The following is a 16,562-nucleotide window of genomic DNA, read 5'->3' on the forward strand; positions in this document are numbered from 1 at the left end:
GTATATTATTATTTACTAACTTATCAAGTATTTTTAATGACAAATTTCGATAAATGAAAACTTTCATGACTCAGATCGTAATAACCAACAAAAATAGTATGTTTTATATCTCAGGCTATTAAAATCAGTTAGGTTATGCGCCCAAATATGTCAAAATAGCGCTTTTTTTAAGTATCAGGTTTCATTTGCATGAAACCACGCCAATTTGACTAAACTCGCAATAGTTACAAAATGACTGAATACCTACTTATTATCGTCGGAACCGTCTGGGTGAACAATATTGTTCTCGCTCAGTTTCTAGGTTTGTGCCCGTTTATGGGTGTATCTCGCAAGCTTGAGACAGCTATGGGTATGGGCCTGGCAACTACATTTGTCCTCACACTTTCATCTATTTCCAGTTATTTGGTCCATGAATACTTATTAGCGCCTTTTGACCTTGAATACCTCCGCACAATTAGTTTTATTCTTGTGATTGCCGCTATTGTTGGTTTTACAGAGTTAGTCGTACATAAGACCAGCCCCTTACTTCACAATGTTTTAGGTATTTATTTACCCTTGATAACCACAAATTGTGCAGTACTCGGTGTTGCTCTACTCAATGTTCAACAATCGAATAATTTTATCGAATCTGCATTATACGGCTTTGGTTCCGCTCTTGGATTTACCTTGGTTCTGGTGTTATTTGCCGCAATGCGCGAACGTCTTGCAGCAGCAGATGTGCCAGAAGCCTTTCAAGGCAATGCAATTGGCATGATTACCGCGGGTTTAATGGCACTGGCCTTCATGGGCTTTACAGGTTTGATCAAAGGATAATATGTTAACCGCTATATTCATTTTGGTTGGCCTTGCGGTATTCTTTGGATTAGTCCTTGGCTATGCATCAGTAAAGTTTAAAGTCGAAGGTGACCCCTTGTCTGATCAGGTGGATAGCCTGTTACCCCAGACGCAATGCGGGCAATGTAGTTACCCGGGCTGTAGACCGTACGCAGAAGCCATAGCAAAAGGCGAAGCACCGATTAACAAATGTCCTCCTGGTGGAGAAACCACTATTTTGGCGCTGGCCGATTTATTGGACGTAGAGCCCATGGAGCTCGACGAAGATGCTGAAGCTGCTCCTGAAACACCAGAAGTTGCGGTCATTATCGAACAGGATTGCATTGGTTGTACTCTGTGTATTCAAGCCTGCCCAGTGGATGCTATTGTTGGCGCTGCAAAACTGATGCATACGGTCATCGAATCTGAATGCACTGGTTGCGAACTATGTTTACCACCCTGCCCGGTTGACTGCATAGTCATGGAACCTCTCAAAAAAACGCCAGATAGCTGGAAATGGATTGAGCCAAAATCGATTGAAAAGACCTATCACATGGTGCCAACAATTATTGAGACAACCATTAAAGAGCCTTCTGCAATGGCAAACTCTACACCCTCAAATGACACACAAGATAATCAGAAAGATACTACTGGTCTATCTAGCTCATCTGATTCCAACTACAGTGCCGATAAAAACAGCAAAAGTGATTTGAATGATAAAACAAGAGGAGCAGCATAACCATGAATGCTTCGCTTTTATCTAATCGTTCATTAGCTGAAACGACGAGTATAAAACTGTACAAGTTTCATGGCGGTGTTCACCCCCCGTTTCACAAAAAAGATTCAAATCAAAAACCTATCGAGTCAGCAGGCATACCAAGTAAATTAATTGTACCGATTCATCAACACATTGGTAAAAGTGCTGAGGTAGTGGTTAATGTCGGAGACTTGGTCAAAAAAGGTCAATTAATCGCAGAAAAATCAGATGTTATTAGTGCTGCTATTCATGCGCCGACTTCTGGAACAGTTACGTATATCGGAGAGCACTCAATACCCCACCCATCTGGGCTGGCAGAAATTTGTGTGATAATCGAAACAGATGGAGAGGATGATTGGGGTCATTTCAAACTACCACCAATAGAAGATCCGGATAACACGGACTCCTCCGTTTTATTAGAGCGAATTGAACAGACTGGTATTGTTGGTCTGGGTGGCGCTGTTTTTCCTACATCCGTAAAACTAGCCAGTTCTGGAATTAAGCACATTGAAACCCTGATCATCAATGGTGCGGAATGCGAACCCTACATCACCTGCGACGATCGTTTAATGCAAGATCGTAGTGCTGATATTGTAAAAGGCATTCAATTGTTACAAGCATTGGTAAAACCACAAAGATGCCTGATTGCTATTGAAGATAACAAGCCTGAAGCCATTGAAGCAATGCGCAGTGCAACTGCAGAGTTATCAAATATTGAAGTGGTTACCATTCCTACTATTTACCCTAGTGGTGGTGAAAAACAACTGATCGAAATTCTCACCGGAAAAGAAGTACGCTCGGGTGGTTTACCGATTGAATTAGGCCTCATGTGTTTGAATATAGGCACAAGCTACAGTATCTACAAAGCGATTTATTTAGGCGAACCCTTAATATCAAGAATTATTACGGTTACTGGAAACGGCATTCAACACCCGCAAAACTACGAAGTGTTAATTGGCACACCTTTTAGTCACCTAGCAGAAAAAGCTGGCGGCTATACAAAAATGGCAGAGAATTTAATCATGGGTGGTCCAATGATGGGCTTTGCCATTCCGGATGATGCCGTGCCCGTTATTAAAGCGACTAACTGCGCCTTGTTTATTTCTGCGACATCTTTACGTGAATCAAATCCTGCATTCTCTAATCAACCAACACTGCCATGTATCCGCTGCGGCAAATGCATGGAAGTGTGTCCAGTAAAATTATTACCACAACAACTCTACTGGCATATTCGCGCCAAAGATTTTGAAAAAGCAGAAGATCACAGCTTAAGAGATTGTATCGATTGTGGCTGTTGTAGTTATGTTTGCCCTAGTCATATTCCACTCGTGGACTATTTTAGATTTGGTAAAAGTGAAATACGTGAACAGAAAATAGCATTAGAGAAAGCCGATCTCTCACGTCAAAGACATGAATTCTTACTCTACAGAAAAGAACGCGATAAACGCGAAAGAGAAGAAAAACGCGCAGCACACAAGGCAGCACTACAAGAGAAAAAAGCCGCGTCAAAATCAGACAGTACAACAGGTGGGCAAAGCACCTCTCCGAAAGCAGATGCTATAAAAGCAGCGATGGAAAGAGCTAAAGCAAAAAAACTGGCACGCACAGAGTCTGAGAAAATGGATACCAAAGAATCTGATACCAAGACTGTTGCAAAAGCCAGTACTGAAGAAGCTGAATAAACAATGAAGTTTAAAACTAAAACATCCCCTTTCTTGAATAGCAGTCAGAACATCAACAGTGTGATGTTGCAAGTGCTATTAGCTTTAATACCTGGCACCTTAACGTTGATGTACTTCTTCGGCACCGGGATATTATTGAATGTAATCATTTCAATTGTTTTTGCGGTGTCTCTGGAAACGCTAGCCCTGATCATTCGCAAACGTCCTTTATTGCCTTTTCTAAGCGATCTAAGCGCCATAGTAACCGCGTGGTTGTTTGCGTTAACGCTACCTCCACTAATGCCATGGTGGATAATTTTTGTTGGCATTTTCTTTGCGATCATCATTGCAAAACATCTATATGGAGGCTTGGGATATAACCCTTTCAATCCTGCTATGGTCGGTTTCGCCGTATTAATTGTTTCTTTTCCTTTTGAAATGAGCCAATGGGTACACCCGCGAACCTTTGGTGATCTCGGCGCTTATGATTTTAGCCTTATGGAAAAACTTTCCTTTATTTTTGGCGATCAAAAACCCGCCTGGGATGCCATAACCATGGCAACACCTTTGGATGAAGTTAAGACAGGCTTGCGCGCAGGCACAGATTTTAGCAGTGTAATGAGAGAATCTTCCTATTTACAAACGTTCTCACAAAACACCTGGATGTGGAGTAGTTTGGCTTTCATGTTAGGTGGCATCTGGTTGCTTTATAAAAAAGTTATTCAATGGCAGATACCCGTTGCCTTGTTAGGTACATTGTTTTTACTTTCAGCTGTGTTTTATCTTTTTTCTGCAGATAGTTTTGCCAGCCCTTTGTTTCATATCACTAGTGGCGCGACCATACTTGGCGCATTTTTCATCGCTACTGACCCCGTTTCAGCCAGTACCACACCCGTAGGCAAGTTGATTTACGGAGCCAGCATTGGTTTCTTTATCTACATTATTCGGGTCTGGGGCAATTATCCAGATGCCATCGCATTTGCGGTACTCATCATGAATATGGCTGTACCGATGATTGATTACTACACACAGCCTCGCGTATTTGGTCACAAACCTTCGTTCTTTTCTTCTGGTGCTACACAGCGAAAACAGGATAAAAAGCTATGATCAGGATAGAGCCGTGAAACAGCATTTTGAAGCGATGAAAAAAGCGGGTGCTTCGTTGGCATTATTTGCCTTCATTAGCGTGGTGCTAGTGTCGACAACGAATAGCTTAACCAAGCATAAAATTGAAGAAAATCAGGCAAAGCTGTTGTTAAAGGCACTCAACCAGATTGCCCCAAAAAATTCCTATGACAATGATCTGGCAAATAGCAAAATCATTATTGAGCCTGCTGAGAATGGCTTTATTCGAGAAACACCTGTCTACCTTGCCACCTTAAAAGGCAAACCTGTAACTGCCATTTTCGAAGTGACTACATTGAAGGGCTATAGCGGTGCGATAACATTCTTGCTAGGTATCAATGCAGACGATAAGTCGGTAGCCGGTCTTCGTGTTGTAAGTCACCACGAGACCCCGGGGCTCGGTGATAAAATGGAAATACGCAAGAGTGACTGGGTACTTGGTTTTGATGGAAAATCCTTAGGCAATCCGGATATTGAGCACTGGCATGTTAAAAAAGATGGGGGCGATTTCGATCAATTCACGGGGGCTACTATCACACCAAGAGCCATCGTTAATGCTACAAGATCTACCTTACTCTACGCGCAAGAAAATATGGACAGAATATTTATGACGCATCTAAACTCTGTGCCTAATAGCAATAAACAATCTAAAAACAAGGGTACACAATAATGTCTGCCACTTCACCCACTGATACAGGCTTAGATCTGGACGACGTATCACCTCCGAAAGGAACTGTCTGGAATAAAAGTGAACGCAGAAAAATCACGATGGATGGCCTTTGGCATAATAATCCGGGCTTGGTTCAATTATTAGGTCTATGTCCGTTGCTAGCAGTAACTGGAAATTTGATCAATGGCTTAGGTCTGGGTATCGCAACCATTATCACGTTGACGGTATCAAACATCATTATTGCTTTTACTCGAAACTGGGTACGAAAAGAAATTCGAATTCCATACTATGTATTAGTAATCGCATCCATTGTTACCATGATAGATCTGAGTATGAATGCCATCACACCAGAACTTCATAGTGTGCTTGGTATCTTTATCCCTTTGATAGTAACCAACTGTTTAATTATAGGGCGCGCAGAAGCGTTCGCATCCAAGAACACCATTAAACGTGCGGCTCTTGACGGATTTATGATGGGATTAGGTTTCACCTTGGTTTTGATTGCATTAGGCGCAATACGTGAAATTATCGGCAGTGGCACCTTATTTGCAGATGCATCATTGATGTTTGGTGATATTGCAAAAGACTGGTACATCAAACCCTTTGAAGAATATCAGGGCTTTCTTTTAGCTATTCTACCCCCAGGTGCTTTTTTGGTTATGGGCTTTCTTATCGCTATGAAAAACGTTGTAGATAAGAAGCTAAAGTCTTAATAGTTGTGAACCGTTTTTATTGACTATAGAAACGGCTGTTTCGTCAGTTATCGACCAATAAATCAATGGGCTATTATTCAATCAATGTTCTACTGTTTTATCAACGGTGAAATATAAGCATTGATATCATTATCGTTGAGCTCAGCACTTTCATCGTGCCACCATCCGCTCAATGCTGTTACTTCACCCAGTGTTACATCAAAAGCTTCAGAAAAGAGTGTCATCCACTCTAATTGCTGCTCTATTTCTTGCTCCAAGACTAAAAAACGCAACATCTCAGCAGGCGTCTTTTTCTCTGCCGCCATAAGCTTTAACGTATCAACAATTTCTTCTCTTTTCATTCTACAAACCTATAATCTTCAAACCTACAAAATTCAAACGATAACAAAACATTCACTGTATTTAATGAGTTTTATTTAGAGTTAATTACACTCATTAAATATTCTGACCTGACACCTTGCGCATTTATTATCATCAAGTCTTTTCTTAATGAGTCTTATTGCCTGCGATTTAGAGTCAAAGAAATGATCATTACCAATCATTTTGATAAAGTGGGATTTTGCCGCATCCGCATAAACGCCGGGCTTCATTCCTACGAAATAGAGGCCGCCCCCTTGTTTATCGAGACGTTTATTTTCAGCAACTAACATTTCTGAACCAGCCAGATCGATAAAGTTAATACCACTGGCTTCTATCAGGATGTGATTAATATTTTCAGTATCAGAGATCTTGGCGAATTTCTTTTGAATGTGATTCACCGAACCAAAATAAATCGACATATCAATACGAATTATTTTAAGTTGTGGGCATTGTAGAATGGGTTTTTCGCGAATATCAATAAACTTACGATGCGTATTTTTTGGGCCATCATCGATAGATAACACAGGTATTTTCGGCGTAGAGGTTTTTGCCAGAAATAAAACCAGCGACAACAACACACCCAGGTAGATCGCAAATTCTAGTTCCAGAAACAGTGTCGCCAGAAACGTGGTTATCAACACCGAAGACTCTGATTTGCTAAAGGCCAGTGTTTGTTTGATGTGCGGTATATCTATCAGATTATAGGCAACCAATAGTATAACGCCACCCATCGAGGCAATTGGCAAGTAGGCGGTTAATGGAGCCACCAACAACACGATTACAACCAAGAACAAAGCAGCGAATATGGCTGATAAAGGCGTTCTCGCACCTGCTTCATAGTTAATACCTGAACGGGTAAAGGAACCTGAGCCAGCATAACTCGAGAAGAAACTACCAACGATATTAGACATTCCTTGCCCAATAAATTCCTGATTAGAATCTATGCGCTGATCGGATTTCGTGGATATTGCACGACTGATGGATACCGCTTCGATAAGTCCTAATAAGGCAACCGCAAAAGCCTCAGAGGTTAACAGTTGTAAATTAGCAAATGAGAAATCAGGCGTTGAAAACGGCGGTAAGTGTCGCGGAATTTCTCCCACTAATTTTATGTCGTTGGTAAATTGACCAAAAAATAATGCGAGCAAACTACCGACTATCATGCCGAATAATAAATACGGCGAACGCGGTATAAACTTTTTGATACTGAGAGCAGCAATCATAGTAGCCACTGCTATCAACACAAGATAGATATTGGTTTGAGCAAAGCCTGTGATTATTTCTATCCAGGTATGCACAAAGGATTCTCCTTTTGGCACGAAGATACCCGTAATATTTTTCATCTGACTGGTTGCAATCAAAATTGCTGCGCCAGCCGTAAAGCCAATAACAACCGTGTGTGATACGAAGTTAGCCAAAGCCCCTAATCGAGCGATACCAAAACTTAATTGATAAATACCCGCCAGAAAAGTCAGCGTTAACGCCATTGATACGAATTCTGGAGTGCCTGGTTCTGCATGGTGACTAACCGCAGAAAAAATAACGATGGATATCGCAGTGGTGGGACCAGAGACCAGGTGAAATGAGGAGCCAAATAATGCCGCAATGATCGGAGTAACCATTGCCGTATAAAGACCATATTCAGGAGGCAGACCCGCTATTGTAGCGAAAGCTACGCCCTGCGGAAGCACAATGACCGCACCTGTCAGCCCTGCAATGATATCCGCTTTTATTGTCTCTTTAGTTAAGAGTTTAAACCAAGCCAAAAAGGGAAACAGAGCTACAATGTTCATCAGTCTATCACTATATTAGGGAGTAATAATAATGGGAGCGGATTGTATGCCTCTAAATTGATTAGCTCAAGGATAAAAAGGCTTCAATCTGTTATAAATTCTAAAGCCACCCCCCTACTTACAGGCGTTTTTTTTCATATTCAAATTATTGAGCATGAAATCATTCTAAATCATCGTTTAATAAAAAAGCCTGAGCCATCGTTAAGATGAGTCAGGCTTTAAAATACTTAGTACCACATTGAAGTAATCAATTAGTTTTTACACTGTTCAAAACAACTGATTAAGGCAACTGACTAATTAGCTCTTCAGATATTTCTTTAATGCCTTTTGATCCATCGATAGATATTATCTTTGCATCGGTATTATTTTTGAAATAGTTAACAGCAGCCATCGTCCCGGTAACATCATCGTAATAGATATTATGGCGTTTATTGATCGCAGCTTCATCTTGATCATCGGCTCTGGCTGATAACTCTCCGCCACACACACGACATACTAGCTCGCCGTCTTTCTCAACAGGCTTAATCGCGTCAAAGGCAATATGATTAGGGTGATTATTGTCGTTTGCACATAAACGGCGACCCATTATACGTTCTTTGGCAATATCACGATCTAAGACAATTTCGATAACATAATCAAGCTTCATACCAGATTCTGTTAACGCCTTATCCAGCGCTTCTGCTTGCGCTAACGAACGAGGAAAACCGTCAAGCAACCAACCGTTTTCTTTAGAGTTTGCGAGTGTTTCTAATACCATGGGAATAGTTAGATCATCAGGGACTAAATTTCCTTCATCGATGTATTCTTTGGCTTTGAGTCCTAGTTCGGTCCCACCTTTAATATGCTCACGAAAAATGGCTCCAGATTCAATATGATCAAGACCATATTTTTTCTTCACGATAGCACCTTGAGTGCCTTTGCCACTTCCATTTGGACCGAAGGCCAAAATATTCATTAACTTCTCCCTAGTAAAATTTGGTCGAACTCACATCATGATATTTTATTATAATAATCATAAGTAAAAATTATTTTATACTTATATCACAAAATCTTGATTTTCTTATAGGGTAATTGAAAAGATTTCACTTTAAAAGACGCCACAACAATTTTAGTCCGTTTTTGGCAATTATTAATATTCACTATGTATCTTATGAACTATTATTGACTTTTCAACAAACACAAAAAAGCACAATAATCTAATTCCTCTTCATTACTGATAAATTTCTCTTCGTATCAAAAATTGATAATCAACTTAACTTTTTGATTGAGCGAATGCTCTCTATATAAGGTTTGATTTTTTTTGCATGCAGCGCCACCTTAGCTAAAGAGGAGATCTCTTTAACGGTCAAGCGCGTCAATGCGAATACTCTCGGTTTAACTGGAGTTTCGATCATTTCGGGATATCGCCATTTCCAGCGAAGGTATCCGGGAATATTCTGGTTAATATTCGAAAACGTCTTTTGCACCCATTGGTAACGATGATTTGAAAGATACGATTGCAGCGAGTAGCGATCTAATTCACGTTTTAAAGTTGTGGATACAACATCAGTAGTTTTTTTAGTGAAGATCCAATTCAAATTAAGGTTTTCTTCTTCTAGTGATATAACCTTATGAAACCATAACGGCGGTATATACAGCATATCACCCTGATTCAAAATGACACGAGTGTAGTTTTTGTTGTTAAAAATCTTCTCATCATTACCATCCATAATCGCAAAGCTAGTGAATGGATAGCAATCTAATGGTGTTTCAGGTGAAACCAGATACCATTTCTTTTTACCTGTCATCTGCACATTAAAAACGTTCACCATATTAGCATCGTAATGCCAGCTGGAGACATTCCCTTGTGGGTGTGCCCAGATTCGCATTAACTCGTTACGTGGAAATACATTTTCTGAGTCTAGTAATTGATCAATGATTTTTGGCGTTTGGTAGTCTTCTTCTAAAGAGCCTTTCTCCATCCAGTACCAAAGCGAAGCAGCTTTTGCTTTAGCGTCTTTGGCTAACTTCTCTCTTATATAGTCTTCACTCCAGGTAGAAATTGCAGGCCAATCTTGTCCGATATTTTCAATGATTACTGGCGTTTCGGTTTTATAATATTTTTCTGTAAATACTTCTGACGAAATACTGGAAGGCTCACGCGCTATTTCAAAATAACCTTTGTTTTTATTATGCTGATAATCATTGTTCATTGATGGCATGGTCTAATTAGAAATACTGAGATTTATTATAACGCTATCAAATAAAATGACACCCCCCTACTTTGAGGCGTTTTTTTATAGTTAACTTATGTGTTGAGAAATGTACTCAGGAACAAACAATTATTTACAAACCCAGTATAAATATTTTATACGCTTTTTATAATCTTTAAGTGTTTATCGTGATCGCTTAAAGCCTGTATAATCTCTCGTTTTTCCAAGAACTAATCTCCTTATGTTAACTTTTGTTGCAGCCATTATTTTTGGGCTATTTCTACTGATATGGAGCGCTGATCGTTTTATAGATGGTGCATCTAATATCGCCCGAACGATGGGTATATCGCCACTTATTGTGGGCATGCTTATTATCGGCCTTGGCACTTCAGCACCTGAAATGTTGGTTTCTGCTGCAGCGGCCTTACAAGGCAATCCTGGCTTGGGTATTGGCAATGCAATAGGGTCTAACATCACTAACATCACACTGGTGTTAGGTGTGACAGCGATGTTCTTTGTGCTACCTGTACATTCAAGCTTGCTGAAAAAAGAAATTCCACTGGTTTTAGCCTCAGCCATTCTGGCCTGGCTGCTTATGTTGGATAATTACTTCTCTAGACTGGATAGTGTCATTCTTGTTTGTGCAATGGCAGGTATTCTTTACTGGATGATATCTTCTGCAAGAAAAGACCGACATACCCATGATCCACTGGTAGATGAAACGCTCGGTGAATTACCAGAAACCATGCCTTTCAAACAGGCCATGATATGGACAATTGTTGGATTGTTACTCCTTTTGGTGAGCTCTAAACTACTCGTATGGGGTGCTTCGAGTATCGCTAGTGTCATGGGAATAAGTGATTTAGTCATAGGGCTGACCATTGTTGCAATCGGCACCAGCTTACCTGAGTTAGCCGCAACAATAAGCAGTGCACGTAAAGGTGAAACCGACCTTGCTGTTGGCAATATTGTTGGGTCAAACCTGTTTAACACACTTGCTGTTCTACCTATTCCGGCGTTAATACAACCACTAGCCATTCCTGAAGGTGTATTAGATAGAGATATTTGGGTTATGTTAGGTTTGACTGTTATCCTGTTAATATTTAGCTATGGTTGTTTTAAAAACGCCCGTTTCAAAATCACGAAAATGAATGGCTTAGTATTGTTTTTGGCGTTTATCGCCTATGAAGCATTACTCTATTTTAAAACTATTCAATAGCCTTTTAAATTATCATTGATACCTACTATATGATTGATTTTTTAAATCCTTTTAATCAACATTAATTACTCAAATGCCTGATTATATGGCATTGCGACGGATTAGCACTATTCATGACTATCAACAAAGATAAACCAGATTTTATAGGATTGGCTCAAGCTGTTATCGCTGCTGAAATTGAAGCTGTTGAAGCTTTAAAGCATCGACTTGATGAAAATTTCATAAAGACTTGTGAAGCTATTTTATCCTGCAAAGGCCGTGTCATTATTTCAGGCATGGGAAAATCCGGACACATCAGTAATAAAATTGCTGCAACACTTGCCAGCACAGGAACGCCTGCTTTTTTTGTTCACCCCGGTGAAGCATTGCATGGTGATCTGGGTATGATTACTGCTGAAGATGTGGTTGTGGCGATATCAAATTCTGGAACCACAGAAGAAGTCGTAACCATAGCCTCAGTTGTTAAAAGATTAGGCGCTGTTGTCATTGGAATGTCTGGCGATAAACACTCACCATTAGCCGAAATTTCTGATTACCATCTGGATATTGCGGTAGAAAAAGAAGCGTGCCCTTTGGGATTAGCACCTACTTCAAGCACAACGGTAACCTTAGTTATGGGTGATGCTCTTGCAGTGGCATTATTAGAAGCGAGAGGCTTTACGCCAGATGATTTTGCCCGATCCCACCCTGGTGGTCGCTTAGGTAAACGACTACTGGTTCACGTTAGAGATATTATGCAAGAAGGCGAAGCAACTCCTATCTGTTTGCCCGAAACAACATTAAGCAATGCAATTCTGGAAATGACCAGTAAAAAGCTCGGCGCAACGTTGATCAGTGATAAGGATAATACATTGCTAGGTATCTTCACCGATGGCGATTTGCGTAGAACCTTTGAAAATGGCATTGACTTAAAGGTAGTTAAGATTGGAGATATCGCGCATAAAGAATGTATTTCTACGCACAGTGATGAACTCGCTGTAAATGTTTTAAACCTTATGCAAGATAAAGAAATCACTGTTTTACCGGTTACTGATGAACATAAAAAAATAAAAGGTATCATACATATGCATGACTTACTAAAAGCTGGGATCGTATAAATGAATCAAATTTCAGATAAAGAAAAAAGACAGGAGCTACTAGAAAAAGCAAAAAAAATTAAGCTGCTGATTTTCGATATTGATGGCGTATTAACAGATGGCAGTTTGTTTTTTGATAATCAGGGTCAGGAATATAAAGCGTTCAATTCGAAGGACGGCCATGGCATAAGATTATTACTGGATAATGGTATTAACGTTGCAATAATAACCGGCAGAAAATCCGAGCTTGTTATGCATAGAGCAAATAATTTAAAGATCCCTAAAGAATATATCTACCAGGGTTACCGAGATAAAGTCCCCGCTTTTTATGAGCTTCTGGAAAAGACAAAACTTGAGAAAGAGAATATTGCATTTATTGGTGATGACGTCATAGATCTACCCATTATGAGTCAGGTTGGTTTATCTATTGCGACTGCGGATGCACACTGGTTTGTGCAACAAAATTCGGATTTGATTTGTCAACTAAATGGCGGCAGAGGCGCTGGTCGCGAAGCCTGCGAATTTATACTCGAAGCACACGGACTTCTTGATGATATTTTACAAAGCTATATTCGTAGTTAAAATAACACCCCATGCAGACAACCTTAACTAACATATCTAAATGAACCGAAGCGGCTTACTCTTCTTGTTTTTGGCGACGGTTATTGCACTGGGATTTACCTGGTTAAACTCTACGTGGCTTTCATTTAAAGGCTTCTCTGTTTCTAAAAACGAAAAACTCATTGATTATTATTTAAGTGATTTTAGCGTTTTAAATACTTATCCAAATGGAAACATGAAATACCAGATTAAAGGTGAACACCTTGTCCATCAGCAATCAACTGGGGCTAGTCAGATATTTTCACCCGAATTAATAGCCAAAGATACGGATGGTGTCGTTATTACATTAACGGCTAAAAAAGCAGAACAGGCAGAAAAAAACGGACCTATAAACCTAAACGGAGATGTTATTGCAATCAAAGATAGTCCAGAAGTTACAAAAAGTTTTGAATTGCTAACTCGAAATTTGACTTATAATCCTTTGATAAGAGAACTATCTTCAGAAGAAGAAATTACCCTGAATTCTGTAAACGGTATCATAAAAGGTCAAGGCTTTAACACTAAACTCGATGAAGAAGAATTAAGGATACATAAAAATGTACAAGCTATACTTATCCCTAGCAAATAAACTAAACAAGGCTGTTTGTTTTTTTATCGCATCCATTGCACTTTCTACAATAGTTTTATCGCCTGTCTATGCACTTAAAGATGACATAGAAAAACCTGTTCATATCAATGCCGATAGCGTTCTATTCAATAAAGCAAAAGGTTTAGCCGTATACGAAGGAAACGTGACAATTGTTCAGGGAACACTTGATATCAGAGCATCTAAAATTGAAATCAATGCTGTAAACAATGAAATTAGCCGAATTACAGCGAGTGGCTCTCCTGTTAGTTTTCAGCAAAAAATGGATGATGGAAAACTGGCTAAAGGAAAAGCCAATAGAGTGATTTATCAAGTAAAAGAAAAACGCATAGTGCTTGATGGTAATGCGAGTATTTCTCAAAATAATGACCAGTTCGCAAGTAATCACATCGAATACTCCACGGTAAATGGCGAACTAAAAGCTGGTGACAAAAAAGCACCTGGTAAAGGTCGCGTTAAAGCAATTTTCTACCCTACCAATAAGACTAAATAACGTCATTCACCCAAAACTTACAATAAAGATAATCTCGTTGATGATTGATAATAGGTAAACCATTGAGTGTACTAATCGCAAAAGACTTACATAAAAGTTACGGCAAGCGCGTCATTTTAAAAGGCATCTCTTTAGAAATAAATAGCGCTGAAGTCGTTGGTTTACTCGGCCCTAATGGGGCGGGAAAAACGACTTGTTTTTATATGGTAGTAGGTCTAGTAGCTATTGACAAAGGTAGCGTCAAGATTCAATCGAGCACTTCAAGTAACGAGAATGCTGTTGATTTAACCAAACTTACAATGCATTTACGAGCGCGCCAAGGTATTGGATATCTTGCTCAGGAAGCCAGTATTTTTCGAAAACTGAGTGTCGCTGATAATATTTTTGCCATCTTAGAAACCAGAGCAGATCTTAATAAAATAGAGCGCCGAGACAAGCTTGAAAATCTGCTAGAAGAGTTTCAAATTACGCACTTGCGCGATAGTTTGGGCATAAGTCTATCAGGCGGCGAACGTAGACGCGTTGAAATTGCTAGAGCACTTGCTACAGAACCTTCTTTCATACTATTAGATGAGCCTTTTGCTGGAGTAGACCCTGTTTCTGTGATTGAAATTCAAAAAATCATTTCTCACCTCAAGGCGCGAGGCATTGGAGTTTTGATTACAGATCATAATGTTAGAGAAACATTAGGTATTTGTGATCGCGCTTATGTATTAGGTAATGGCGATATCTTGGCAGAAGGCTCTGCAGAAGATATTTTGAATAATAAACAAGTACGCGAAATCTATTTAGGTGAAGATTTTAAATTATAAACGCAGTTATAATGAACCTATGCAATAACCGTACCATTAATCATTTTTTTATAAAAAAAACTCAACTCGTGTTACACTTTATTAACAATAAATAAAGAGCACATAGATATCAGAAAATGATAAAACAGGGTTTAAATATCAAACTTGGACAATCTTTGTCCATGACCCCGCAATTGCAACAAGCGATAAAGCTACTGCAACTTTCATCGACAGAACTTGAACAGGAAATTCAGGAAGTACTTGATACCAACCCTCTTCTAGAACGATCAGATGATGCTCAACCCATTGAAGAAAAACCCACATCGAACACCGAATTAGAAGGCAAAGACGCTAACGAAGAGCATATCCCTGAAGATATGAAAATCGATGCTGACTGGGATGATATTTACGATCCTGAGTGGAAAACAACAAATTCTGACAGTTCAAATGCAAATAGCACATCCGATTTCATAGAAACCATGCACTCTACTGAGCAAGGCCTCACTGAACATTTAATGTGGCAAGTAGAGATGGGCAATCTCAGTTTTCAAGATAAAGAAATCGCAAAACTCATTATTGATTATCTGGATGATGATGGCTATCTGACTGAGCCACTCGAACAAATTCATGAAACACTGGAAGATATTCTACTTGTAGAGCTTGATGAAGTAGAAGCAGTACTGACTTATGTGCAACATCTTTCACCTACTGGAATTGCTGCCCAATCGCTTGGAGAATGTCTGGTTCTTCAGTTAAAACATGATTACGCCGATCATGCTTTATTCAAAAAAGCCAAACGCTTATTAGAAAAACATCTGGACTTGCTTGAAAAAAGGGATTATACAGGAATTAAAAGAAGCTTAAGAGTAACCGATACGGTACTGGAAAATCTGATTCATCTGATCCGTAAATTAGATCCTAAACCTGGTAAACTCTATAATAATTCTTCTACTGACTATATTGTTCCAGATGTATATGTGAAAAATATCAATGGTAAGTGGAAAATATCACTTAACGGAAGCACGAAAACGGAGTTAAAAGTTAATAGCTACTACGAAGATATGCTAAAAGAACCAACTCAAAAAACTGCGGCCAGCCAGGAAACGAATAAGTACATCAAAGACAACCTGCAACAAGCTAAATGGTTTATTAATAGTCTGGAAAACCGTAACAGCACCATTCTTAATGTGGCTCATGCCATTATCGAAAATCAACTACCTTTTCTTCAATACGGCGAAGAAGCCATGAAGCCTATGGTATTAAGTGATTTAGCCGATCAATTAGGTATTCATGAGTCTACCGTTTCTCGAGTAACCACTCGTAAATATATGCACACTCCCAGAGGCGTATATGAATTCAAATTCTTTTTCTCCAGCCATGTTAGTACTGATGCTGGTGGAGAATGCTCTGCGACCGCAATTCGAGCAATGATCAAAAGCTTAATTGCTAAAGAAAATCCAAAAAAACCGCTGAGTGACAACAAATTGACAAATCTGCTCAATGAGCAGGGAATCAATGTAGCGCGACGTACTGTCGCAAAATACCGTGAAGCACAATCGATACCATCTTCTCACGATCGTAAAGCTTTCGCATAGGAGTTAACTGTATAGTAAAAGTATCAAGATCTTCACACTGCGATTTACTGAAAGGGCTTTCAGGTTAATAGTCGCAACAACCTCAATGATAGGAGTG

16 protein-coding genes and 1 pseudogene are annotated in these 16,562 nt (G+C 39.5%); 13 read left to right on the forward strand and 4 right to left on the reverse strand.

All coding sequences use genetic code 11. The annotated features are described in order from the left end of the window. The first annotated feature begins 231 nt into the window (after nt 1-231). The 6 genes and pseudogenes from rsxA to OO007_RS08890 all read left to right on the forward strand — a co-directional run bounded on the left by rsxA (nt 232) and on the right by OO007_RS08890 (nt 5,739). On the forward strand, nt 232-813 hold the full coding sequence (gene rsxA, locus OO007_RS08865) for an electron transport complex subunit RsxA (RefSeq protein ID WP_131905109.1): 582 nt from the start codon (nt 232-234) through the stop codon (nt 811-813). Between the two features lies 1 nt (nt 814). Then, nucleotides 815-1,354: pseudogene (gene rsxB / locus OO007_RS08870) on the forward strand (electron transport complex subunit RsxB); the annotation flags it as partial. 200 nt (nt 1,355-1,554) lie between these two features. Next, a complete protein-coding gene (gene rsxC / locus OO007_RS08875) occupies nt 1,555-3,252 on the forward strand; it encodes an electron transport complex subunit RsxC (RefSeq protein WP_325808528.1) in 1,698 nt (565 codons plus the stop codon). Between the two features lie 3 nt (nt 3,253-3,255). Continuing rightward, complete coding sequence (gene rsxD / locus OO007_RS08880; protein WP_325808529.1) at nt 3,256-4,338, forward strand: electron transport complex subunit RsxD; 1,083 nt, start codon at nt 3,256-3,258, stop codon at nt 4,336-4,338. A 13-nt stretch (nt 4,339-4,351) separates the two neighbouring features. Next, a complete protein-coding gene (rsxG, locus tag OO007_RS08885) occupies nt 4,352-5,026 on the forward strand; it encodes an electron transport complex subunit RsxG (RefSeq protein WP_325808530.1) in 675 nt (224 codons plus the stop codon). After that, nucleotides 5,026-5,739 (forward strand): electron transport complex subunit E, encoded by a 714-nt coding sequence (locus tag OO007_RS08890; protein WP_325808531.1) that lies wholly within the window; start codon nt 5,026-5,028, stop codon nt 5,737-5,739. Before rsxG ends, OO007_RS08890 begins: the two co-directional genes overlap by 1 nt. Before the next feature lie 89 nt (nt 5,740-5,828). Here the strand turns inward: OO007_RS08890 and OO007_RS08895 are convergent, their stop codons facing one another. The 4 genes from OO007_RS08895 to OO007_RS08910 all read right to left on the reverse strand — a co-directional run bounded on the left by OO007_RS08895 (nt 5,829) and on the right by OO007_RS08910 (nt 10,093). Next, nucleotides 5,829-6,080: a hypothetical protein gene (locus tag OO007_RS08895; protein WP_325808532.1), complete on the reverse strand. Its 252-nt coding sequence runs from the start codon at nt 6,078-6,080 to the stop codon at nt 5,829-5,831. An 81-nt stretch (nt 6,081-6,161) separates the two neighbouring features. Next, complete coding sequence (locus OO007_RS08900; protein WP_325808533.1) at nt 6,162-7,892, reverse strand: SulP family inorganic anion transporter; 1,731 nt, start codon at nt 7,890-7,892, stop codon at nt 6,162-6,164. A 280-nt stretch (nt 7,893-8,172) separates the two neighbouring features. Next, on the reverse strand, nt 8,173-8,847 hold the full coding sequence (locus OO007_RS08905) for an adenylate kinase (protein ID WP_131905102.1): 675 nt from the start codon (nt 8,845-8,847) through the stop codon (nt 8,173-8,175). Nucleotides 8,848-9,139: 292 nt separating this feature from the next. Further along, complete coding sequence (locus OO007_RS08910; protein WP_325808534.1) at nt 9,140-10,093, reverse strand: cupin-like domain-containing protein; 954 nt, start codon at nt 10,091-10,093, stop codon at nt 9,140-9,142. A 232-nt stretch (nt 10,094-10,325) separates the two neighbouring features. Here OO007_RS08910 and OO007_RS08915 point away from each other — a divergent pair, with 232 nt between their 5' ends. The 7 genes from OO007_RS08915 to OO007_RS08945 all read left to right on the forward strand — a co-directional run bounded on the left by OO007_RS08915 (nt 10,326) and on the right by OO007_RS08945 (nt 16,465). Then, on the forward strand, nt 10,326-11,303 hold the full coding sequence (locus tag OO007_RS08915) for a calcium/sodium antiporter (RefSeq protein WP_131905100.1): 978 nt from the start codon (nt 10,326-10,328) through the stop codon (nt 11,301-11,303). A 113-nt stretch (nt 11,304-11,416) separates the two neighbouring features. Next, complete coding sequence (locus tag OO007_RS08920; RefSeq protein ID WP_325808535.1) at nt 11,417-12,400, forward strand: KpsF/GutQ family sugar-phosphate isomerase; 984 nt, start codon at nt 11,417-11,419, stop codon at nt 12,398-12,400. Continuing rightward, entirely contained in the window at nt 12,401-12,961 is a 561-nt protein-coding gene (gene kdsC / locus OO007_RS08925; RefSeq protein ID WP_131905098.1) for a 3-deoxy-manno-octulosonate-8-phosphatase KdsC, read from the forward strand. 40 nt (nt 12,962-13,001) lie between these two features. After that, entirely contained in the window at nt 13,002-13,568 is a 567-nt protein-coding gene (lptC, locus tag OO007_RS08930) for an LPS export ABC transporter periplasmic protein LptC (RefSeq protein WP_131905097.1), read from the forward strand. Beyond that, complete coding sequence (lptA, locus tag OO007_RS08935; RefSeq protein ID WP_325808536.1) at nt 13,537-14,079, forward strand: lipopolysaccharide transport periplasmic protein LptA; 543 nt, start codon at nt 13,537-13,539, stop codon at nt 14,077-14,079. The genes lptC and lptA overlap by 32 nt, the downstream gene beginning before the upstream one ends. Nucleotides 14,080-14,141: 62 nt before the next feature. Then, entirely contained in the window at nt 14,142-14,891 is a 750-nt protein-coding gene (gene lptB / locus OO007_RS08940; RefSeq protein WP_131905095.1) for an LPS export ABC transporter ATP-binding protein, read from the forward strand. Between the two features lie 116 nt (nt 14,892-15,007). Next, nucleotides 15,008-16,465 (forward strand): RNA polymerase factor sigma-54, encoded by a 1,458-nt coding sequence (locus OO007_RS08945; protein WP_325808537.1) that lies wholly within the window; start codon nt 15,008-15,010, stop codon nt 16,463-16,465. The last annotated feature ends 97 nt before the right edge of the window (nt 16,466-16,562 follow it).

The sequence above is a fragment of the Cocleimonas sp. KMM 6892 genome (assembly GCF_035798195.1).
In the GTDB taxonomy this organism is placed as follows: domain Bacteria; phylum Pseudomonadota; class Gammaproteobacteria; order Thiotrichales; family Thiotrichaceae; genus Cocleimonas; species Cocleimonas flava.